Here is a 20,956-nt window from a genome sequence, read left to right as displayed (position 1 = left end):
GTGCCGCTCGCCGCCTTGCTGGCGAGTATGAGCAGCAGTTGATCTCAACGATAAAACTCGGAAGGCGCAACGCCGAAATGCCGCTTGAACATCGCCGCAAACGCGCTCTGGCTCGTATATCCGTGGTCCAGTGCGACGGTCACGATCTTCTCGCCGCGCGCAAGACGCTCGAGCGCCAGAAAGAGCCGCGCATGCCGACGCCAGCGCCCGAGCGTCATGCAGGTCTCGTGCAGGAACGCGCGGTGCAGCGTACGCTCCGCCATGCCAAGCTCGTGTGCCCAATGCGCGACTTCGTGGGGCGCGTCTGGCGCGTCGATGATCGCGTCGCAGAGCTTGCGCTATCGCGCGTCGTTTACGGCGGCGCTCGCCGTCGGCGCGTTCGGCGAGCGATTGTTTGCGTATCATCTCGTAGGCGGCGGCGTGGCGCTCGCTGGCGTGCTGCTCGCGCAGACGTGGCGCGCGCCGCTTGCCCCTTTTTATTCGCGGCATTCCGAAGCAAACAATGGCGCAGAATATGAAAACCGTGGCGCGCAATCGTAAATGCGATATCCGCGTTTGCCGTATCGTGCAATTTCAACCACGAACCCTGTACTGACGACATTTCGTGTGATAAATCACGACATGATCGTCGGGCCGCGACAGCATTCTCCGCGCCGCTATGCGAGGTGAATCGCCTTCGCCGCACGCCGCAGCAGGTCGAGCGGTCATCTTATCCTTAGGATTACGTATGAATGATATTGCAGGATACGACTTCGAAGATCTGGTACCGGGGATGAGCGCGAGTTTCGCCAAGACCATCACCGATGCGGATATCGTGCTGTTTGCCGGCGCTTCGGGCGACAACAACGCCGTGCACATCGATGAAGAGTTTTCGCGCAAAACGCCCTTCAAGGGGCGCATTGCGCACGGCATGCTCAGTGCAAGCATTATTTCCGCCGCAATCGCTGGCCGCTTGCCCGGCCCCGGCACGATCTACCTCGGACAGAATCTGCGCTTCAAGGCGCCAGTCAGGCCCGGCGACACGGTGCAAGCCACGGTGACGGTACGCGAACTCATTCCGGGCAAGCGGCGGGTCGTGCTGGACACCATCTGCACCGTGCAAGGCAAGGTTGTCATCGACGGCGACGCGCTCGTCATGCCCACTTCTCGCGCGGATCGCGCCGTCGAAGAGCGTTCGCCCGGCGACGTCGCAAATATCGCATTGGAACGGGCATGAGCAATCTCTTCAATATGCCCGACGAGGTCGCGCACGGATTTTCCCGCTCGGCGAAAGACTTCCTGAACGCGCTGGCCGGCATTCCCGCGAGCGCAGCCGTGGCGCCCGCCGTACTGCATGAAGCCGGTGCTCGCTACTGGGGCCAGCAGTGGGCGCTGTGGGCCAACATGCTGAACCCGCAGCCCGCAGGCGGCGATGCACGCCGCGACCCACGCTTTCGCTCGGACGAGTGGACCAGCAACGCCTGGTACAACCTGCTCCGGCAGAGCTACCAGGCCAATGCGGGCCTGCTCGAAGACATGGTCGGCGCGACGGGCTATGACGAACGCGAAAAGCACAGGCTGCGCTTTTTCATGCGCCAGCTCATCGACGCTGCGAGCCCCACGAACTACGCCGCGACCAATCCCGAGGCGATCCGGATGGCCATCGAGTCGAACGGCGAGAGCCTTCGTACGGGCATGACCAATCTGTTTGGCGACCTCGCGCGCGGCACCATTACGATTACCGACGAAGCCGCCTTCGAGGTGGGCCAAAACGTAGCTGTGTCGCAGGGGGCGGTTGTCTTCGAGAACGCCCTGTTCCAGCTGATCCAGTACGCCCCGCTCGGAACGCACGTAGCGAAGCGCCCTTTGCTCATCGTGCCACCTTGCATCAACAAGTTCTATATTCTCGACCTTCAGCCTGAAAATTCCTTTGTGCGCTTCGCCGTCGAGCAGGGGCAAACGGTATTCATGGTGTCGTGGCGCAACCCCGATGCGGAAACTGCGCATACGAAGTGGGACGACTATCTGGAATCGGGCGTGATGGAGGCGATCGATATCGCGCTTGCGATCACCGGTGCCGACAAGGTCAACACGGTGGGCTGGTGTGTGGGCGGTACGATCCTCTCTTCGGCGCTTGCGGTGATCCGCTCGCGCGAAGAGGAAAAGGTTGCGAGCCTGACGCTGCTGACGACCATGCTCGACTTCACCGATCCGGGCGATCTCGGTGTGTTCATCGACGAGCAAACCGTGTTGCAGCGTGAGCTAGCGATAGGCAGTGGCGGCCTCTACCCAGGACGGGAACTCGGCTTCGTGTTCCAGATGCTGCGCGCCAACGATCTGATCTGGCCTTACGTGATCAACAACTATTTGAAGGGGAAAAGCCCGGCCGCTTTCGACCTGCTGTACTGGAACGCGGATAGCACCAATCTGCCCGGCCCGATGTACACCTGGTATTTGCGCAACATGTACCTCGAAAACAACCTGCGCGTGCCGGGAAAGCTCACCATGTGCGGCGTGCCGGTCGACCTCGGCCGCGTCGACATGCCGGCCTACGTGCTGGCGACCCAGGAGGATCACATCGTTCCCTGGAAGTCGGCGTGGCGCAGCACCCAGCTTCTGGGTGGCGAGGCTCAGTTCGTGCTCGGGGCAAGCGGACACATCGCTGGCGTCATTAATCCGGCGACAAAGAACAAGCGGTGCTATTGGGTAGGCGGCGACGTGGACAGCAATCCTGAAAGTGACGCCGATGGATGGTTCGCGTCTGCGCAGCAGGCTTCGGGTACATGGTGGAACCACTGGATCGCGTGGCTGCAACCGCACGCGGGTGGACAAGTCAAGGCGCGTACGAAGCTGGGAAGCACGAAATTCCGGCCGATCGAGCCCGCGCCCGGGCGTTACGTCAAGACCCGTGCGGGTTGAGTCACGGACACGAGCAGTCATTTGACGTGCTACGTGGTCCTGATTACTTATCGCTCTCCAAACACATGCAGGTGCACCGCCACCTGCATGTGTTTTTTTGTTATTCGACTCAGCGCGCATACCCTTGTCAAATTCGATGCGCATCGCTTATCAAAGCCCATGAACGGGTTGAAACGCCGATTGCAATTTCCTGACTACACTCCATAGACACGCGCGCACGAAACATGACCTCTGGAATATAGTGAGGCTTCAATATCGTGCGCTTTATGCATCGCGATTCGCGCAATCGCGATGTGATGTCTGTGGAGAGACACAGCGCATGTGCAAAACCCGGATTCGCGCAGCGTTGCTGGGGCTTTTCCTTGCCGCAATGGCGCCCGCCAGTCACGCGCAATACACGACCGACTGGCTCGCCAACACGTTTGGCACGCTCGCCGCACACGTCGGCAACGGCGCGCGCTCGTTGTGGGTCGCGCCCGAGGGTGTCATCTACACGTCATCGCGCTGGGACGAAAACGCGGGCGGTGTAGCGCTCTACCAGAACGGGGCCACGCTCGGCACCATCGGCGCACACGACGAGTTTCAGGGCAGTGCGATCACGGGCAACGCGACGTCGATCTTCGTCGCGCTCGGTTACAGCCGCGCATTCGGCAGCGGTTCGGTGGGCCGCTATAACCGAAGCTCGAAGACACGCGATCTTCGCATTGCAGTCAGCACGTGGACCGGAATCCAGAACGCGGACGTAATTACCGGACTCGCCACAGCAGGCACACTGCTCTACGCCAGCGACTATTACGGCAACCGCGTACGAGTCTACACGACCGACGGCGTCTGGCAGCGTGACATCGGCGTCCAGCATCCCGGCGCACTCGCAATCGACGGCGCAGGCAACGTCTGGGTCGCGCGTGAAAACGCAGGCGTGATCGCGCAATTCAGTCCGGCTGGCGCTCCGCTGAACACGATCCAGATGGCGGCAGGCGCCAGGCCATCGGCGCTCGATTTCGATGCACCGGCGAATCAGTTGCTGGTTGGCGACGAAGGGCCGGACATGAACATCAAGTGTTATACCCTGACCGGTATGCCGGCGCTGATCGGCACTTTCGGCGTGCAGCGCGGCTATCTCGACACCACGACGGGCATCAAGGGGCAAGTCGGCGACAAGCGCTTTACGCGCGTCGTTGGTATCGGCAAGGATGCAGCCGGCAATCTATACGTGCTCAATAACGCGTGGGGCGGCGACTGGGATCTCGGGCGCAATGGCAGCACCGACATTCATTCGTACAACTCAACGGGCACGTTGCAGTGGACTTTGCAGGCGCTCAATTTCGAGGCGATCGCAGCGCCCGACCCGGCAACGGATGGCGCGAACTTCTACAGCGGCAACACCATCTACACGGGTACGTCAGGCGGCACGTTCGTCGCGAACACGATCGATCCGTTCGCCTGGCCGACGGATCCGCGCCTGAACATGAGCGACTATCAGCGCGGACAGCTTTTCGGCCAACTCGTCGTGGTGGGCGGCAACCGCATTCTCGTCGCCTCCGGCCAGAATCCCGACACCTTCAACTTCTTTCATTTCCAGCCATCGAGCGGGTATATCGCCACTCCAGACGGCTCGATTCCGGGCAAGGCGTTCAACACGAATACGAAGGTGACGGGCGGTTTCGCGGTCGACGGCAATGGCGATGTCTGGGCCGGCCTCGACCGTACCAATCAGATATCCCACTACCCGCTGACGGGCTTCGACGCGAACGGCAAACCGTCATGGGGCCCGGCCAGTGCGATCCAGATCCCGCGTACGGTGCGGCCGCTCACGCGCATCATTTATCAGTCGGACAGCGACACGATGATCCTTGCGCAAGGCATTGCGGGAAGCTGGGACTGGACGGCGATGAACGGGCACATCGAGGTCTATCACCGCTGGAAATCGGGCAACACGAGCGCACCGAGCCCGGTGATCGATCTCACGAGCCCGAATCCGAAATCGATCGCGGCGGCCGGTCACTATCTCTTCGTCGGCTACGTGCATACGGTGCCGAATATCGACGTGTTCGACCTCGCGACCGGCAGTCTCGTCACGACGTTGACGAACTCGAATGCTGAGGCAATCGATGTCGGCAACGATGTGGATTCGATGTACGGCATTCGCGCGTACCTGCGCTCGAACGGCGAATACGTAATTACGAAAGACAACTACAACGGATCGAGCGTTGTGGTTTATCGCTGGCACCCGTAACCGCGTGCCCTTGAAGGAGGCAAGCGCGCTTCCTTGCATTCGCCGGCATATAGTCACAATATAACTATCCACAAGATCACTAGACGGCCATGCTCCGACATTCGCCCCTCGCCCTTGCCGTTCTCGCCATGCTGACCGAGGCGCCGATGCATCCCTACCGGATGCAACAGCTCATCAAGGCGCGCGGTAAGGACGAAGTCGTCAACGTGCGGCAGCGCAACAGCCTCTATCAGACGATCGACCGGCTTTTGCGCGGGGACCTGATCGCCGTACGGGAAACGGAGCGCGACGGCGCGTTTCCCGAACGCACGATCTATGAAATCACCGACGCGGGGCGCGACACCGCCCGCCTCTGGCTGCGCGAGCAGCTCGCGCAGCCCGCGCGCGAATTCCCGGCGTTCCCGGCGGCGCTCTCGCTGTTGCCCCTGCTGCCGCCCGACGACGCCCGGCGCCAGCTCGAAACGCGCGTGGCGGCCCTCACGCGCGAACTCGCCCGCATGGACGCTCTGTACGCGGGCGCCGAGGCGATGCAGGTGCCCCGCCTTTTCCTGCTCGAAGGCGAACTCATGAGAGCGACGCTTAAGACCGAGCTCGACTGGATCACGAGCGTCCTGGGCGACCTGAAAGCCGGCAATCTCACGTGGAGCGAGCCGTGGCTGCGCGAACTCGCCGAGCGTTTCGCACCGCCGTCTGATGCCGTCTGATCCCGTCTGACACGCCTGCAGCACGCGAATCATTGAAGGAGAGATAGCCATGTCGCACTTCAGCCCGCAAACTCCGCTCTCGGTCATGATCATTGGCGCGGGAACCGGCGGCCTGTGTCTCGCACACGGTCTGCAGCGTGCAGGCATTGATGTTCAGGTGTACGAACGGGATCGTACGCGCGTCGATGGCCTGCAAGGCTATCGCGTCGGCATCGATCCGCACGGCCTCGCCGCCCTGAAGGCCGCGCTGCCGCCGGAACTCTTCGCAACGTTCCTCGCCACCTGTGCGCGCACGCCAGCCTACTTCAACATGCTCACCGAGCGGATGTCGGAGCTGCTGTCGGTCGGGATCGGCGAAAGCGAGATCGATGGCGGGAAGTCGGTGAGCCGCATGACGCTGCGCCAGGTCTTGCTCACGGGACTCGAAGCGCGCGTGCATTTCGACAAGACCTTCGTCGAATACGAGCAGCACGCCAATGGCCGCGTGACTGCGCGCTTTGCCGACGGCACGAGCGCGAGCGCCGATGTGCTTGTCGGCGCTGACGGTGCGCGTTCGAAGGTGAGAAGGCAACTGCTGCCGCACGCGAGGCTCGAGAACACCGGCATCGTGAGCATCGCGGCCAAGGTGCCGATGACCGAAGAAAGCCGCGCGCTGCTGCCACCCAAGGTACTCGACGGCATTACGCTGATTTCGGCGCCGAAGGGCTACGGCGCAATCATCCACGTGATGGAATTCAACTGGGACCAGGCCGGCGCGAAGTCCGGCATCGGCGGCAACGACGCTGCGTTGATCGAACGCTGGCCGGGCCTGCTCTACGACAACACACGCGACTACCTGATGTGGGGCGTATGGGGCGCGCGCCGCAACGTCCCCGCCGACCCGATGAAGCTCGAAGCGCCGGCCCGGCTCGCGCTCGCCATGCAGATGACCGACGGCTGGCATCCCAACCTGCGCGCGTTGATTCGCGCGTCGGACCTCTCGACGACGTTTGCCGTAGACGTGCGCACGTCGGTGCCCGTCGACCCATGGCCAGCCTCGAACGTTACTGTGCTCGGCGATGCAATCCATTTGATGACGCCGGGCAGAGGCGTCGGCGCCAATACGGCGCTGCGTGATGCGCAACTGCTCGCCTCGCAACTTGCGCGCGTTGCGAGCGGCGAACTGGCGCTGTTGGATGCGGTTGCCGACTATGAAGCGCAAATGCGCCGCTATGGCTTTCACGCTGTCGCTGAATCGCGCAAGCAGTTTGACGAGCGCGACGCGATCCATCGGCCTATCGTCGGACGCTTCGCGCTCGGCGCGATGCGCACGGCGATGCGTGTCGTCAACAATGTGCCGCCACTGAAGCGGCGCATGATCGATACGGAAAACCGCTTTCGCGGCAGTGACGTAGAAAGCGCAGTGGCTTCGCATTAGGTCACACTGCCGGGCCTGACCCCGCGCAGGTATGCAACGCCTGCTTCCTGTTAAATCAGGGCTTGTTGGTCGAAAGCCCTTTGTTTGCGCGCGGCCCATCCCCTGCAGCGGCGTCCCGGACCACCGCCATTCGCTAGCATTTCTTCGCCAACGCATTCCATCGCGACGATTAGCCTCGACAATCGACATAAGGCGGCCTCGTTTATTGTGCGAGTGAATCATACGAATGATATTGCTTCGCAATGCGAATCAAGTGACGGATAACTTACCTTTCTAATCGCCGTATTCTGCACGCTACGTCATTGCGCTCCGCGAATAACAGGCGGAGTCGCAATGCTAGTTCTTCTGATCAATGCGGACGACGCGCACCAGGGGAGCGTGTCGAGGCACATCGCTTGCGCGCCCGGTGAACAACGCGCGGAGCGTTTGCGCGGACAAGGCGCGGCTTTTGAAGCGGCTTGCGCGAAATGGGGGGAACGATGAACCGATCAATGAAGCAGACCGTGGTATGGGTGCTCGCTTTGGCCCTGTCGGGTGCGGCTTATGGTGCGGCCGGTGGGAATGGCGGTGGGAACGGCGGCGGTAACGGTGGTAACGGTGGTGGTAACGGTGGTGGTAACGGTGGTGGTAACGGTGGTGGTAACGGTGGTGGTAACGGTGGTGGTAACGGTGGTGGTAACGGTGGTGGTAACGGTGGTGGTAACGGTGGTGGTAACGGTGGTGGTAACGGTGGTGGGAACGGTGGTGGGAACGGTGGAGGTAATGGGGGCGGTAACGGCGCAGGCGCGGGTGCCGGTGCAGGCGGTGGCCACGGCTCGGGCTCGGGCTCGGGATCAGGCTCTGGCTCTGGGTCCGGCTCTAGCTCTGGGGCGGGCTCAGGATCTGGGTCAGGCTCAGGCTCCGGTGCGGGCGCAGGCAGTTCGGGCGCGGGCAGCTCCGGCGCTGGCAGCTCCGGCGCAGGCAGTTCCGGTGCAGGCAGTTCCGGTGCAGGTAGTTCCGGTGCAGGTAGTTCCGGCGCTGGCAGTTCCGGTGCAGGTAGTTCCGGTGCAGGCAGCTCCGGCGCGGGCAGCTCCGGTGCAGGCAGTTCCGGCGCAGGTAGTTCCGGCGCTGGCAGCTCCGGCGCAGGTAGTTCCGGCGCTGGCAGCTCCGGTGCAGGCAGTTCCGGTGCAGGCAGTTCAGGTGGAAGCAGTTCAGGTAGCTCCGGCGCAGGTAGCTCAGGTGGTAGTAGTTCCGGCGGTAGCGCCGGTGCTGGCAGTTCCGGCGGAAGCAGCGCTGGCGCCGGTGGCGGCTCGAGTGCGGGGAGTTCGGCGGGCAGCGCAAGTTCAGGCGGACCTGGCGGACCTTTAGGCCGCGGCTCACCGGGCATGAGTGCACCTTCGGCCATGGTCGAAATGGTGCCACGTCCCCCGCCCGCACCGGTTATGAACGCGTACGGTCCACCGCACGCACCTGATTCAGATCGCCGAGTGAGCGCGGTGGCGGTGCCCGCACCAACTGGAGACCACTATGCGCCCCCAACGAACGTGACCACGTCGGTCCGAGGCACGACTACCGGGGCAGCAATTGCGCCGGTTGCGAACAATTACGCGCCGGCCCCGACGGGCCCGGCCCCTGTCGCGGTCGCGAGGCCACGTGCCGCGCCGGTTGCAAACGACTACGGTCCGCCAGCCGTGACCGGCACGGGCAGCGGCGCTGGTCCTGCACGGGCGGCGAACAACTACGGGCCGCCGGGCGGCATGACCGGCGCGACGAAAGCAGGTTTCGCGGTGGATACGGGCGGCTATGAGCCGCCGATTCTGACCCCGACGAGCAGCGGCAGGAGCGTACAGGGGCTTCCCTACGAGCCAGCGCAGTGAGCCCGCCGTGAGCCCGCCGTGAGCCTTTAACCAGGCGTTTCGGCGCGAGGTCGTGCGCTTGCCGAAAACGCGCGCCATGCGCGCATCCCCGGCCGCCCGCGACAGATCGCTCTGGTTTCGGTACGGTGAAGCATCGCCGTGCCGAAATCAGAAGCGGCAGCGCGCGCAACTGAATCGTGATCCGTTCGAGACTCCCGACACCTGGGACAATCTCAACGACCTTTGCCGGTTAATCGTCCGGACGATGCCTGTTGTGCAAGCCTGAACGATCTCACACCGGGCGCATCGCCGTGACTCCGATCGCGCGCGGAGGAGACCTGAGCAATCGAATTACACGAATTCACGACAACGTGGCGAGCCCTGCGGCAAACGACCGCACCCCAACTCCGCCTGGCGTTGGGCCGTGCGATCAGTCCGCGTCGTAGACTGTGCGTTTCGACGCTCGTAGCCCGGAAAGCCGTCGTGCCCATCCACTATCTCCGCAGTTTCACCTCGGTCGAACGCACCGGGCGGGCCAACCTGCGGCTCGGCCGCGCACTGGCCTGGGTCGCCGGCGCGATCAATGCCGGCGGGTTCCTCGCCGTTGGGCAATACACGTCGCACATGTCGGGCATCGTCTCGTCGCTTGCCGACAGCGCCGCGCTCGGCGATAGCGCCATCGCGTTGTCTGCAATCAGTTCCGTCCTTGCCTTTGTGAGTGGCGCCGCGACGTCCGCCATTCTGATCAACTGGGGACGCCGCCGTTGCGCGCGCAGCGTCTACGCGCTGCCGCTCTTGCTCGAAGCGGCCCTGCTCCTTTGCTTCGCCGCGCTCGGCGCGAATCTCGAGGTTCATCGCGTTCTCTTCGTGCCGCTGACGGTTGCTGTGCTCTGTTACATCATGGGCGTGCAGAACGCCATGATCACCAAAATCTCGCACGCCGAAATCCGCACGACGCATGTGACCGGCATCGTGACGGATCTGGGAATTGAATTGGGGAAGGCGCTGTACTGGAATTGGGGCGTACCGGCTTCAGCGTCGCAGCACGTGGCCGCCGATATGCAGCGCGTACGTGTACTCGGTTCCCTGCTCGGCATGTTTTTGCTTGGCGGAACGCTGGGTGCATTGGCTTTCCGCCATTTCGGATTTGCCGCGGGCGTTCCTTTGTCGATGCTGCTGGTGATCCTTGCGAGCGTTCCGGTCACCGACGATTTGCGTCGCTTGCCGCTGCGCGACCTTTTTTGAGGACTGCGTCAGTTCGCGACAGCCGATACCAGGCAATTTATTCGCTGATCAGAAACTTGTCGCGATTCTTCACGTCCTTGATCCAGTTCGGTGCGCGCCCCCTGCCGGACCAGGTCGCGCCGCTTGCGGGATCGCGGTATTTCGGTGGCGCCGCGCCATGCGAAAGCCCCGGCCTGCCACGGCGGCTACCAAATATGTCCTGCTGCGTGTACCCGAATTCGGCCACCTTTGCGCGGATATCGGCGAGAACCGTCTCGAACTCTTGCTGACGGGCGATGGCCGCCTGACTCTCGAGTTCAGCGAGTTGCGCTTTGAGTTCCTTGTACGTTGCCACGAATCGTCTCCTGCGCGTGGACACCATTCGCTCATGATAGTGGCTTTCGCGCACGCCCCCTCTCAACGTGATCGCACGACCTTTGAGGCGGCGAAAACAAGCGGACACAGCAGATCGATCAGGCCGCGACGAAGACGACTGCCCCCACATCGGCGACCTGAGCGAACAGCCGTACAAAACGATAGCTTTGCGCCTGGATAGTCAGTTCGTTGAGCCCGGAGCGCGTGCCTTCGAGTATCGCCCGAGCCACCGGCTCGGGAATCGCACCAAGGTGCGCCCAGTCTTCCTGCAACAGAGCGGGATCGCCCAGATAGACCTCGCTTTTCCCGCCAGGCGTGCGAACGAGAATCAGGCTCCCCCCCTTGTCGAGCGCAAGCTCCAGGTACTCTGACAAGGTTGCCAATGCCTCTGTGTCGACGTCGCGGGCGGCATGTGAGTTCGAAGTCATAGGGTGACCACGCTGAGTAGTGTTTCGGTCACTATCGTACGCCTGCTCTTGCACAAGCGGCTTATTTTGGCATCGGTACGTGTTCAGGGATGCAATCCGAACATACCGTGCCAGATCGCGCTGAAGAGGTTCGCGTGACGACGATCGTCGGCTTTTTGCGACTCGTCATCTCCGGCGCTATGCGATGGAGATGGCTGCATCGCCTCGTCCGGTTCCCGAGCGTCGCGCGGCACGGAGTTGTTCGCCTGACGCGACAGGTGCAGCGCGAGCGCACCATCGGCAATACGCCCGGCCAGCCCGGTTTCACAGTCGCCAGCGAGCAGTGCGCCGAACACGACGTCGCGGTTGTAGCCCTGCTCGGCGAAGCGCATGGCCACGCCAACGTACCGCGCATACGCCTCCTGACGCGCCACCTCCTGCAAACGCGCCTCTTCTGCCTGTTCACGGGCGAGGCGCCCCATTTCCTCGGCATAGACCGCGTCGTAGACGCTGCGCTGCGCCGGATCGGAAAGAATCGCGTAAGCTTCCTTGATCTCCTGGAACTGCGCATGGGCAGAGGCTTCGCTTCCCATATTACGGTCGGGATGCGCTTTCATTGCGGCCCTGCGGTAGGCCCGCTTGATGTCTGCGTCGCTCGCGTCGTCGCTTACGCCCAGCAAGTCATACAACGTCGCCATGGCTCGCACAAATTGAAGTGAGATGCCGCCGATCGTAGCATGTCATCCGCATACGCACCGCTCGAACGATAACGATCGATAGCTGGCAATCGATCAATTGTCCTAAGCAAATGGAAATCGACTAGCGAATTCTGCCCCCTGCGCTATAGCGCAGCACCGGGGTTCTCAGCGTCTAACCCTGGTCCAGCGGCACCAATCGTGGTGGTCGAGATTGCGCAGCAAATCGGCCCTGCGCCGTTCGCGCCGGTAGTGAGCGGTGACACTAACTGCGGCTATCACAAGCACGATCGTGCCGGCAGCCACACCCAGCCAGGACTGGTCCACGTCAGTCTCCTCAGATCCATGCGGATCGCAACCCATTTGTGAGCAACGCACTCTGAATATAGCCTGTTCATGTGACAGGCTATGCGGCCTTGACCGCCAATCAGCGCACGCGGGCGACCGCTCTCAAGAGTGCATCGCCTTGAGGCGTCACGCGGGGCGTTGGGAAACCGGATTCCGGCGTATCGACGATGACCAGATGAAGGTCGCGAAGCGCCCAGAGTTCCTCCCGGTCGGGCTCGATTCGCCCAGGCGCATTCTTTATGAGCATCAACGTGGCAAGTTCGTGGGGGCTCAACATGTTATTTCCCTCCCGCATGATCCCGCTTCTTTGCGCTTCGTCGCATTGGATCGCGCTTATGACCACACGCGTCGCCCAATCGCGACGCGTGCTACCTCAGCTTCGTCGCAGTGTCCGATGCGATTTCCATGCATGCGCGCGTGTAGCCAGCCGCCTGCGAAGCGACCCAAGGCAATATATCGGCCTGGTTGCGGACAAATTGCTCCGGCGTCTGCGCGGACAACACGCCTTCGAGGTGTTCTCGCGAACCAGCGAATATCGACCTGCAAGTCGCGAGATTCAGGCGCGCCAGTTCACAAAATCCATCGAACAGATGACCAGTCACTGTAGTGAAATTTGCGGCCCACGATCCGCTTTCCGCGCCCGCGAATTTTTGATTAGGCATACTAATTTACCCCCCGTGCATTTCATCAATCGTTATGTCTGTATCGACCGCGTTTGATGTATGGCTTCGCAACGCGAGTGGCGTTACCCATTCAGAAACGAGTGCCGGCGTCGATCTAGAGGCTTGATTCTAACTTTGTTAAATCCGCGTTATGAATAAGGATGAGTCAGGAGTTTCCCCAATTCATTGCGCAAGTTAGTTGACCCCGACTTATGCCGGCGGAGAGTTTCGAACAGGCATGCGAAAAATTGACTTGTCAGATTTCATCTCAGCCAGTCAGACAACAAAGGACGAATTACGGGGTTTGGACTGGCTGATGACGCAAGACGTCAAACAAGACAGCGCTTGCAATGAGAACTCATCGCAAGCGGATTGCCAGGGCGGCGCTGTTATGCGCTCGAACGACGGTGGACCGGCAGATCAATGTGCGCCAACTTTCACCGCATTGCGTTGCGTGAGCAGTTCGCGGATGCGCGCCAGATGCAGATCGCCGACCGCCGTATGAACGGGCTCGATCTTGCGGGCGCGACGTGCAGCAGGAGGCCACGCGCCCAGGTATCGGCACAGCGCGGAAACGAACGGCCGCTTCCCGGCGCCAGCAAGCCGCTGTGCGGCTGCCGCAACGCGATCCGCACCTACATTTGCGAGCAGCCATTCAAACGCCTGACGGTCTTCGTCATTCACGATGCGGATTAGCGATTCCATGCGACGCTCCTACTGGACGTAAACACATACTGTTAATTTATACAGTATTTTGCGTCAGTGCAAGGAAAGATCGGGAATCCGCCCGTCCAGAGGCGTTGCAAGAGGCAGGAGTGCGCGCGAGACGCTATTCGCTGGCCGCGGCATCCTCTTTCTGCGCTTTCAACCGGTTCGTCACGGCCGTCACACCCAGAACCGATCTTGCTGCATTGGCAGCCCGCGAGATCTGCCAGGTCTCTGGCACCGAACCCGTGAGTGTGACGACGCCACGGCTAACCCGAATGTGAATGTCCGAATCGTCGAGATCCGGAACGCGCCTGAGGGCGCGGCGAACGTCACGCACCACCGAGGTATCCGGCCGGCTACCGGGCGTCGATGCCGATACTCTTTGCACGGCCACACCGGCCAGCTCGTTCACGCCGGTTTGCGCGTTCGCGCTGTTCGCACAGGCAGCGCAGCTCGCAATAGCAACAAACACCATCGGGCCGATCGTGCCGTTCGCACCGTTTCTGTTCATGCTGCCTCCTTCGGGTCGTGTCAACCGAGGAAAAGCGCTACTTCCACGCGTATGTTCGCACAGGAATTCGCGCGTCGCGTCCATGATGGCCTGGCCGCCCGCACTCGACGTAGCAGATGACGCAGCGTACGACACAGCGGATGACTTCCGCGCCACACTGCGCTACCCTAACAACTCCGATACACAAAGTCGTCGTATAACCATGTCACATATCAGCACGGGCGTCGAATACGGATTGCATTGCCTGCTTTATCTTGCCGGCACGCCTGCTGGCGTACGTGAGGCGAGCGTGCGCGACCTGGCGGAAATGCAGGGTGTGCCGGTCGACTACGCCGCCAAGCTCTTCACGCGGCTCGCCAAAGCTGGCATCGTCGAGTCGACCGAAGGCATACGCGGTGGTTTCAGGCTCGCGAAATCCGCGCGGAATATTTCGGTGCTGGACGTGGTGGACGCCATCGACGGCGAGAAGGCGCTCTTCGACTGTCGCGAGGTGCGCGGCCAGTGTGCGGTTTTCAACGACGAACCGCCCACGTGGGCCACACGCGGCACCTGCTCGATACATGCCGTGATGCAGGGCGCCGAGCGCGCCATGCGTGCGGAGCTCAAGCAACACTCGCTTGCCGATCTCGCTACTCGCGCGTATTCAAAGGCGCCCGCCAGCTATCACCATCATGTGGTGGACTGGTTTGCGGAACGCGCCGCCAATCGTCGCGGATAGCAAGCGACGCTTTGTGAACCCTTCCAGCGAAAAAACGCGCAGCCTCCAATGAGACTTGCGCGTACAGGCAGATTCTTCGTCCTCCTGAAGGATCAGGCGACCACGATGCGAAGCGGATCTGCGGCGGCGAGCGCCTGCTCACGGTCCGCGCGAGGCGGGTAGATCCACTCGGAGTTGATCTGGTGCTTGAGCTTCTTCGCCTCGGCGCCCTGCAACTTCACCTCGCGCTCCCACCCTTCCGTATAGACCGCGCCCCACGGGCCCAGATCCAGACACGTCACGTACTTCGGCTGACTATACGGAATCTGATCGAGGCCGAGCAGATCGGCCGCGACGTTATGGCCTGCCGAGCGCCCCAGATTCATCGCGTGCTGACACGACATCATCGTGTGATTGCCTTCGTCGTCGGTGGCCGCGCGGGCGACGTCGCCCGTTGCGTAGACACCGGGTACACCCTCCACCGCGAGGTTACGATCGACGTGAAGACGCCCCGTTCCATCGAGCCTGCCTGGAATCTGCGCGGTCAACGTGCTTGCGCGCAGCCCGGCTGTCCAGATCACCGTATGCGATTCGATGCGCTCACCGTCCGCTGTCGTGACGCCTCCGGCGTCCACTGAAGCCACACCCGAGCCGAGCTTCCAGGACACGCCGAGCGAGCCCAGCGCCTCTTCGATAACGGGACGCGGGCCCGCGCCGAGGTCGGGGCCGATCTCACCGTTGCGCTCGACGATGATCACCTTCACATTTGCGTGCTCGCCCAGCGCCGCGCGCAGGCGTGCTGGCATTTCCGCGGCGGTCTCGATGCCGGTGAATCCGCCGCCCGCCACCACCACGGTATTGCGCGCGGGCGAGTCCGGCTGGCTGGCCAGACTCTGGATGTGCACTTCCAGTTCGACCGCTTCGTCGGTCTGATCCACGCTGAAGGTGTGTTCGGCCAGGCCCGGAATCGACGGGCGGAACAGCCGGCTACCGGTCGCCAGCACGAGGCGGTCATAGCCGAGCGTAGAGGACTGGCCGTCCACGCCGGTCAGATCCACCGCGCGACGCGCCACGTGAATGCGCTCGACCGTGCCCTGTATGAACGTGACGCCGGTCGCCTCGAAGATCTCCGTGAGCGGCGCCCTGAAGTTCGCAGGGCCCTCTTCGTACAGACGCGGACGGACATGCAGGTGCGGGTCGGGTGCGACCAGCGTGATCTCCACGTCCGTGCGTCCTTGCTCATCGAGCAGCCGAGCCGCGCTCAGCGCGCTCCACATGCCGGCGAAGCCGGCCCCAATAACAAGAATACGCTTCGACATTTTTGCTTCTCCAATGCAGGAATACGTGAATTCAGTGGAGCGCTCGCTTCGCGTGGCTCGCGCCGCAATCTCCGGTCGGGGACCTGCGCCGCGCCTGCGCAACGCATAACTCGGATTCTATGAGTCGGAGTTTAAAGACGCAAGTGCCCCATTTGCGACACACTGTTGACAAATCAGACAACGAGGCCGCGAAGCGGCATGCGGCTATGGTTGATGGGACACAAAGAAGTCGACCAGACTACGCGGCGAATCGTCTCCGAGACAAACATTGAGCACCTCTTTTGCCGCCGCCGCTTCGCACGCACTGCTAGGGAAAAGTGTTGACTCGTACGCAAGGAGCGCGGCTTCCATGTCGCCGGGATGCGTAGCAATGGCGCTCGCGAGTTCGGCGCCGTCGAACATGGCCAGGTTGGCCCCTTCACCAGACGGGATCATCAAGTGCGCTGCATCGCCAAGCAACGTCACGCCAGGTGTGCGCGGCCATTTGTGCTCGTCAGGGAGTGCATGAATCGGGCGGAACACGGGAGGCGTTTCGCCATCGGTGATGAGCGCAGTCAGTTCCGGCGCCCAGCCATCGAACGCTTTCGCAACCGTGGCCGCAACGACTGCCGGGTCGGACTGGTCGATGCTGTCGATCCAGTCTTTCGACTGATTCAGTTGTACGTACGTGTGCAGCACGCCGCCCGGCTCGCGATGCGCGACGATGCCTTTGCCCGGCGCGAGCGCAAACATTGCGCCTTCGCCAACCGCTTCGGCGCTCGCCTTGTGACGCGAGTCGCAATCGAACAGATACGTCTCGACGAACACAGTGCCGACGTAGGCCGGATTCGCGTCCGATAGAAGCGGGCGGACTTTCGACCACGCCCCATCGGCGCCCACTAGAAGGTCGGTCGTCGCGGTGGAGCCGTTAGCAAAGGTCGCAACGTGCCGGCCACCGCCGAGCACAGACACCGCGATGACTTTATGTCCCCACCGCACCGTGCCGGCAGGGAGCGATTCGAGCAGGATCCGCCGCAATGCGCCACGAGGGACTTCGGGTCGTCCGCCTGTACCATCGTCCGGTTGCTCGTAAAGAACCCGGCCATGCTTGTCGAGAACCCGCGTCGCCTGACCGCCGGGATGGACGATCTCGAGGAAGCGGTCGAAGAGTCCCGCCGACTTGAGTGCGAACTGCCCGTTGTTCTCGTGGATATCGAGCATGCCGCCCTGCGATCGTGCATGCGCCGAGGCTTCCGACTCAAAGATCGTCGAAGCAATACCGTGAACGTGGAGAACCCGCGCAAGCATGAGTCCGCCGAGGCCCGCACCGATGATTGCAATCGATGTCTCCATCCTGCTCCTTGCTCGCCTGACCGTTAAAACTACGGCGCTCGCCTGGAACGCCGTTCCATAGTAATATGGAACATTGTTCCAGAGGCGTCAAGAGGAAGCATGGTCAAGAAAGCGCGGGGCGTCCAACGGCGCGAAGACTCACTCTCACGCGAGCGAATCATCGAGGCGTCGATCGAGCTTCTGGATAGCAGCGGAGAAAGCGGCCTCACGTTTCGCGCACTGGCCGAGCGACTCGCGACCGGTCCTGGCGCGATTTACTGGCACGTCGAAAACAAGAGCGATCTGCTGAGCGCGGCCTGCGACGCCATCGTCGCCCGGACAATGGACGCGCCATTACCCAGCGCGACGCCACGAGAGGCAATTCGCGCGCTCGCGCTGGGTATGTTCGACGCGATCGACGCCCATCCGTGGGTTGGCTCGGTGCTCGCGCGAGACCCAGCGCAGTTGCCTATGGTTCGCCTGCTCGAACGCATAGGCCAGCAGATTCTCGCGCTCGACGTGCCTGACGACGCGCAGTGGGCAACGGTGTCCGCGTTGCTGAGTTACATCCTCGGCGTGAGCGGCCAGAACGCGGCGAATGCGCAAATCGCTCGCGACCAAGACGCGGATCGAACCCACTTTCTGGACGAGGTCGCGTCTGTGTGGTCACAGCTCGATCCCGACGACTATCCGTTCACCCGCAACGTGGCCAGACAGTTGCGCGGTCACGATGACCGCGCCGATTTTCTCGCCGGAATCGATCTCATCCTGCTTGGCATCGAGTCAGCGCACGGACGTTGAGCGCTACATGCCCATGCCCATGCCCGTCCCTGCGCCCGTGCTTGTGCCGGTGCCCGTGCTTGTGCCGGTGCCCGTGCTTGTGCCGGTGCCCGTAACCGTGCCTGGGTTCGACGTTACATTCAGATCGATCCTTCCATACACGCCGTCGGCTTCGTCATTCGGCCCCGCCGCGAAAAACAGCGTATTGGAAGGCTGATTGCTGAGGTTATTGCCGAACGCGATGCCCCACACGCCCGGCTCGACGATCGCGTTGCCGTTCGACCCAACGAGTGGCCCCATCGACAAACCGCTCGATGCATTGAACGCGTTGATCGTGCCATCGCCGAAATTGCCGATCAGTATCGCGCCGCTCATCGAGCCGAAATTAGCGGGCGCTTGCGCAATGCCCCACGGCGCGTTGAGCGGCCCCCCCGTCGCGAAGCGCTGCTTCAGGTTGCCGGCCGTGTCGTACACGTCGACCATGCCGAGCCCCGCACCCGCGACATCGTCATGTTTGGCCGCGTCTTGCTTCGCGTAGGTGACGAACAGATTCGAGCCGATCGCCTGAATGCCAAACGGCGCGAAACCGGCCGGCATTGCAGGGTCCGTGAACGCGCCGGGCATCGTGACCTTGCTGAACGAGGTATTGAAAACGTCGATCTTGTTGTTATGGAAGTCGGTCGCGTAGAGGAAGTTGGCGTTGTTCATCGTCGCGAGCGCGAGACCCTTGTACACGGCGCCGCCCGTGCCATCGTCGTACATGACGAATGCGTTGGTCGGTCCGACCGCTGGCGCCCACGCGGTGATGGTGCCGCCTTCGCCGGTAAAGATGAAGGCCGCCACGCCAGACTTGCCGTTTTCCGTGACCGTGAAACTCTGTGTGCCGTTGAAGACGATGCCCGTGGGCGAAGCTGAACCGTTCTTGCCGCTGGGAATCGCGACGATCAGCGACTGCGGCACACCATTGCCGTCATACAGCGTCGCGACATTGGTGCCGTTGTCCGCAACCCAGACGAAACCGTTCGGATTGAAGACGATGCCCCACGGGTTTTTCAGATTCCCGTCGACGTGCGCGGCCGCCACCGCGCCATCCGAAACAAGGGCCGTCACGGCGAACGACGACTGGACGGGCGCGCTCGTCCCGTTCGAACCGTTACTGGAGCTGGAACTGGAACCGCCGCCGCACGACACGAGCGTCGCGATGGCCGCACTACATGCTACGACGCCGAATACGGCGAATAGAGACTTCATGACCGCACTCCTCGCTCAGTCCAAGGGACTAACGGACAAAGAACGAGGAGGACGCGGCGTTTATTCCAGTTAAGAAAAAGGGGTTTATTTCGCGTGCGATCGCAATGACTGAACTAGCTAGCGAAAAACGGGTGGCGGGCAACGAACACTACGCGTGAGTGCCCGGCGCCTGCACACTCGCCGATACCGGCGACGACTTGCGCGGCGTACCAAGCAGCGCCAGTTGCTTCTCGTGCGGCGTGAGCGCGCCACTGTCGCGCTTGTCCGCCTCGGCATATTTCTGGGCCGCGTGAGACAGATCGCCTTCGTTTTCCAGCGCCTGTCCCCATAGTTCATACGATGGCGCGAGATCGGGCCGCAGTTCGACCGCGCGGGAGAGCTTGACGATCGCCGCCTCGTATTGCCCGTTGTCGACTAGCGCTTCTCCCCAGTCATGCAGGATGTTCACATCGTCCTTGCGCATTGCGTTTGCACGGTGGAATGCGCTGATGGCTTCGGCATACCGGTGCGCGTGCAACAACACGTCGCCGAGCAAGCGCTCGTTCTCCGCGGTACTGTACTTCTCGCGAGCACCTGAGCGCAGCTCCTTGATCGCGGCATCGATTCTCTTCTCCTGTTCGAGCGCAATGCCAAGATTGGCCCGCAAGACGCCCGAGTGCGGGTACAGCAAGAGCGCGTCGCGTGACTGCTGCTCCGCCTCCTCGGCGCGGTTTTGCCTGAGCAGCAGCCACCCTTTTCCCGCGAGCGCCCACAGGCGATCCGGTGAACCTGGCCTGGCGAGGACATCGTCATAAATGGCTTCGACCTCGCTATAGTCGCATTGGTCCGGCGAACACCGCGTCTTTTGCACCGTTGTGAAGAGATGGCTGGCGAGCGTATTCGGTTCGACGAGCCGCATGACCTTGACCGCGACGTCTTGCACCGACCGGTCGAAGTCATTGCCGCTGAATACGACATCGTCGTGCATGCCGTTGAATGGGCCATTTTCGATCTGAATATGCGCGACATAGGCATCCGCGCTGTCGCCCATATGCGTAATGCCGATATGGACGATCACGTCCTGCTTGTTCCTGAATAGCGTCGATTTCAGAAACCCGACAATCGAGGCATAGGACATGTCCTCGCCGGGAAGCTTGATATCCGGCGCGTCACCGTCGTCAAGCGAGGCATCGTGCGGGACCGCGTCGCTGTCGCTGCTGATCCCACGCATTGCAGCAAGAATTCGTTCTGCCAGGAATTCCGGGGTATAGCCCGTCTCGACGAACGCCTTTGGCGCTTCCACCGGCGGAACCACAACGTGTTTCGTGAGCGCGCCGGAAATGACGAGCAGGCAAAATGGAGCGGCGAGGACCAGGATTAACCAGGGGAGCACAATCGGCCACAGCGCGCTTGGCCCGCGCCAGATCAACCCGATCAGAAACAGCACCTGCGGCAGGCCACCTGGCCTGCGATCCGGAACGCTCGACATGATGCACCTCGACTCGGCTGCAGTTGGTTGAGCCCACCTGCCGGTCGGCGTGAACGCATCGACTGTGCCAGCAGGCTCAACCGCTTATCTGCAGGGCGTTTGCGCCATGT

Annotated in this window: 22 protein-coding genes and 1 pseudogene; 10 read left to right on the top strand and 13 right to left on the bottom strand. The window is 62.2% G+C overall.

Translation table 11 applies throughout. The features are described 5' to 3' along the window. Positions 1 to 44 precede the first annotated feature (44 nt). Positions 45 to 338: pseudogene (locus L0U83_RS24175) on the bottom strand (helix-turn-helix transcriptional regulator); the annotation flags it as partial. On the opposite strand from L0U83_RS24175, the gene L0U83_RS24170 reads away from it, so the two are divergent. The 6 genes from L0U83_RS24170 to L0U83_RS24145 all read left to right on the top strand — a co-directional run bounded on the left by L0U83_RS24170 (position 316) and on the right by L0U83_RS24145 (position 7,255). After that, positions 316 to 540 carry a hypothetical protein gene (locus tag L0U83_RS24170; protein WP_233887950.1) on the top strand — a complete coding sequence of 75 codons (225 nt, stop codon included), beginning with the start codon at positions 316 to 318 and terminating at the stop codon, positions 538 to 540. The pseudogene L0U83_RS24175 and the gene L0U83_RS24170 overlap by 23 nt on opposite strands. 187 nt (positions 541 to 727) lie before the next feature. After that, positions 728 to 1,216, top strand: a complete 489-nt coding sequence (locus L0U83_RS24165; protein WP_233886714.1) for a MaoC family dehydratase — start codon at positions 728 to 730, stop codon at positions 1,214 to 1,216. After that, positions 1,213 to 2,898 (top strand): class I poly(R)-hydroxyalkanoic acid synthase, encoded by a 1,686-nt coding sequence (phaC, locus tag L0U83_RS24160; RefSeq protein WP_233886713.1) that lies wholly within the window; start codon positions 1,213 to 1,215, stop codon positions 2,896 to 2,898. Before L0U83_RS24165 ends, phaC begins: the two co-directional genes overlap by 4 nt. A 319-nt stretch (positions 2,899 to 3,217) precedes the next feature. Beyond that, positions 3,218 to 5,134, top strand: a complete 1,917-nt coding sequence (locus tag L0U83_RS24155) for an NHL repeat-containing protein (RefSeq protein ID WP_233886712.1) — start codon at positions 3,218 to 3,220, stop codon at positions 5,132 to 5,134. Between the two features lie 89 nt (positions 5,135 to 5,223). Beyond that, the gene (locus tag L0U83_RS24150) at positions 5,224 to 5,838 is read left to right on the top strand and encodes a PadR family transcriptional regulator (protein ID WP_233886711.1); all 615 of its coding nucleotides are present in this window, start codon (positions 5,224 to 5,226) and stop codon (positions 5,836 to 5,838) included. Between the two features lie 49 nt (positions 5,839 to 5,887). Beyond that, positions 5,888 to 7,255, top strand: a complete 1,368-nt coding sequence (locus tag L0U83_RS24145) for an FAD-dependent oxidoreductase (RefSeq protein WP_233886710.1) — start codon at positions 5,888 to 5,890, stop codon at positions 7,253 to 7,255. A 488-nt stretch (positions 7,256 to 7,743) separates the two neighbouring features. On the opposite strand, the gene L0U83_RS24140 is transcribed toward L0U83_RS24145, so the two are convergent. Further along, a complete protein-coding gene (locus L0U83_RS24140; RefSeq protein ID WP_233886709.1) occupies positions 7,744 to 8,067 on the bottom strand; it encodes a hypothetical protein in 324 nt (107 codons plus the stop codon). A gap of 711 nt (positions 8,068 to 8,778) precedes the next feature. Between L0U83_RS24140 and L0U83_RS24135 the strand changes: the two genes are divergently transcribed. Beyond that, positions 8,779 to 9,111, top strand: a complete 333-nt coding sequence (locus tag L0U83_RS24135; protein ID WP_233886708.1) for a hypothetical protein — start codon at positions 8,779 to 8,781, stop codon at positions 9,109 to 9,111. A gap of 462 nt (positions 9,112 to 9,573) precedes the next feature. Then, complete coding sequence (locus tag L0U83_RS24130) at positions 9,574 to 10,335, top strand: YoaK family protein (RefSeq protein WP_233886707.1); 762 nt, start codon at positions 9,574 to 9,576, stop codon at positions 10,333 to 10,335. 37 nt (positions 10,336 to 10,372) lie between these two features. Here L0U83_RS24130 and L0U83_RS24125 read toward each other — a convergent pair whose 3' ends face one another. From L0U83_RS24125 to L0U83_RS24100, 7 genes are all read right to left on the bottom strand, one after another. Continuing rightward, complete coding sequence (locus L0U83_RS24125; protein ID WP_233886706.1) at positions 10,373 to 10,669, bottom strand: H-NS histone family protein; 297 nt, start codon at positions 10,667 to 10,669, stop codon at positions 10,373 to 10,375. A gap of 118 nt (positions 10,670 to 10,787) precedes the next feature. Next, a complete protein-coding gene (locus tag L0U83_RS24120) occupies positions 10,788 to 11,117 on the bottom strand; it encodes a hypothetical protein (protein ID WP_233886705.1) in 330 nt (109 codons plus the stop codon). Between the two features lie 83 nt (positions 11,118 to 11,200). Further along, positions 11,201 to 11,794 (bottom strand): J domain-containing protein, encoded by a 594-nt coding sequence (locus L0U83_RS24115; protein ID WP_233887858.1) that lies wholly within the window; start codon positions 11,792 to 11,794, stop codon positions 11,201 to 11,203. Between the two features lie 424 nt (positions 11,795 to 12,218). Continuing rightward, positions 12,219 to 12,416, bottom strand: a complete 198-nt coding sequence (locus tag L0U83_RS24110; RefSeq protein WP_233886704.1) for a hypothetical protein — start codon at positions 12,414 to 12,416, stop codon at positions 12,219 to 12,221. Positions 12,417 to 12,507: 91 nt separating this feature from the next. After that, entirely contained in the window at positions 12,508 to 12,801 is a 294-nt protein-coding gene (gene phaP, locus L0U83_RS40890; protein ID WP_373321105.1) for a TIGR01841 family phasin, read from the bottom strand. 420 nt (positions 12,802 to 13,221) lie between these two features. Beyond that, positions 13,222 to 13,506 (bottom strand): CppA family protein, encoded by a 285-nt coding sequence (locus L0U83_RS24105; RefSeq protein WP_233886703.1) that lies wholly within the window; start codon positions 13,504 to 13,506, stop codon positions 13,222 to 13,224. Positions 13,507 to 13,630: 124 nt separating this feature from the next. After that, positions 13,631 to 14,020, bottom strand: coding sequence for a BON domain-containing protein (locus L0U83_RS24100; RefSeq protein WP_233886702.1), 390 nt, complete (start codon positions 14,018 to 14,020; stop codon positions 13,631 to 13,633). Positions 14,021 to 14,222: 202 nt separating this feature from the next. Between L0U83_RS24100 and L0U83_RS24095 the strand changes: the two genes are divergently transcribed. Continuing rightward, positions 14,223 to 14,738, top strand: a complete 516-nt coding sequence (locus tag L0U83_RS24095) for an RrF2 family transcriptional regulator (protein ID WP_233886701.1) — start codon at positions 14,223 to 14,225, stop codon at positions 14,736 to 14,738. Between the two features lie 92 nt (positions 14,739 to 14,830). Here the strand turns inward: L0U83_RS24095 and L0U83_RS24090 are convergent, their stop codons facing one another. Both L0U83_RS24090 and L0U83_RS24085 read right to left on the bottom strand, forming a co-directional pair. Continuing rightward, on the bottom strand, positions 14,831 to 16,036 hold the full coding sequence (locus L0U83_RS24090) for an NAD(P)/FAD-dependent oxidoreductase (RefSeq protein ID WP_233886700.1): 1,206 nt from the start codon (positions 16,034 to 16,036) through the stop codon (positions 14,831 to 14,833). Positions 16,037 to 16,240: 204 nt separating this feature from the next. Then, a complete protein-coding gene (locus L0U83_RS24085; RefSeq protein ID WP_233886699.1) occupies positions 16,241 to 17,368 on the bottom strand; it encodes an FAD-dependent oxidoreductase in 1,128 nt (375 codons plus the stop codon). A gap of 99 nt (positions 17,369 to 17,467) precedes the next feature. Here L0U83_RS24085 and L0U83_RS24080 point away from each other — a divergent pair, with 99 nt between their 5' ends. Next, a complete protein-coding gene (locus tag L0U83_RS24080) occupies positions 17,468 to 18,148 on the top strand; it encodes a TetR/AcrR family transcriptional regulator (RefSeq protein ID WP_233886698.1) in 681 nt (226 codons plus the stop codon). Between the two features lie 3 nt (positions 18,149 to 18,151). Here the strand turns inward: L0U83_RS24080 and L0U83_RS24075 are convergent, their stop codons facing one another. Beyond that, the gene (locus L0U83_RS24075; RefSeq protein ID WP_233886697.1) at positions 18,152 to 19,378 is read right to left on the bottom strand and encodes a TIGR03118 family protein; all 1,227 of its coding nucleotides are present in this window, start codon (positions 19,376 to 19,378) and stop codon (positions 18,152 to 18,154) included. 148 nt (positions 19,379 to 19,526) lie between these two features. Next, a complete protein-coding gene (locus L0U83_RS24070; RefSeq protein WP_233886696.1) occupies positions 19,527 to 20,846 on the bottom strand; it encodes a tetratricopeptide repeat protein in 1,320 nt (439 codons plus the stop codon). Positions 20,847 to 20,956 lie beyond the last annotated feature (110 nt).

The sequence above is a fragment of the Paraburkholderia flagellata genome, assembly GCF_021390645.1.
GTDB lineage: Bacteria > Pseudomonadota > Gammaproteobacteria > Burkholderiales > Burkholderiaceae > Paraburkholderia > Paraburkholderia flagellata.
The sequence above is the reverse complement of the archived record's forward strand: the minus strand, read 5'-3'. Positions and strand labels throughout refer to the sequence as shown.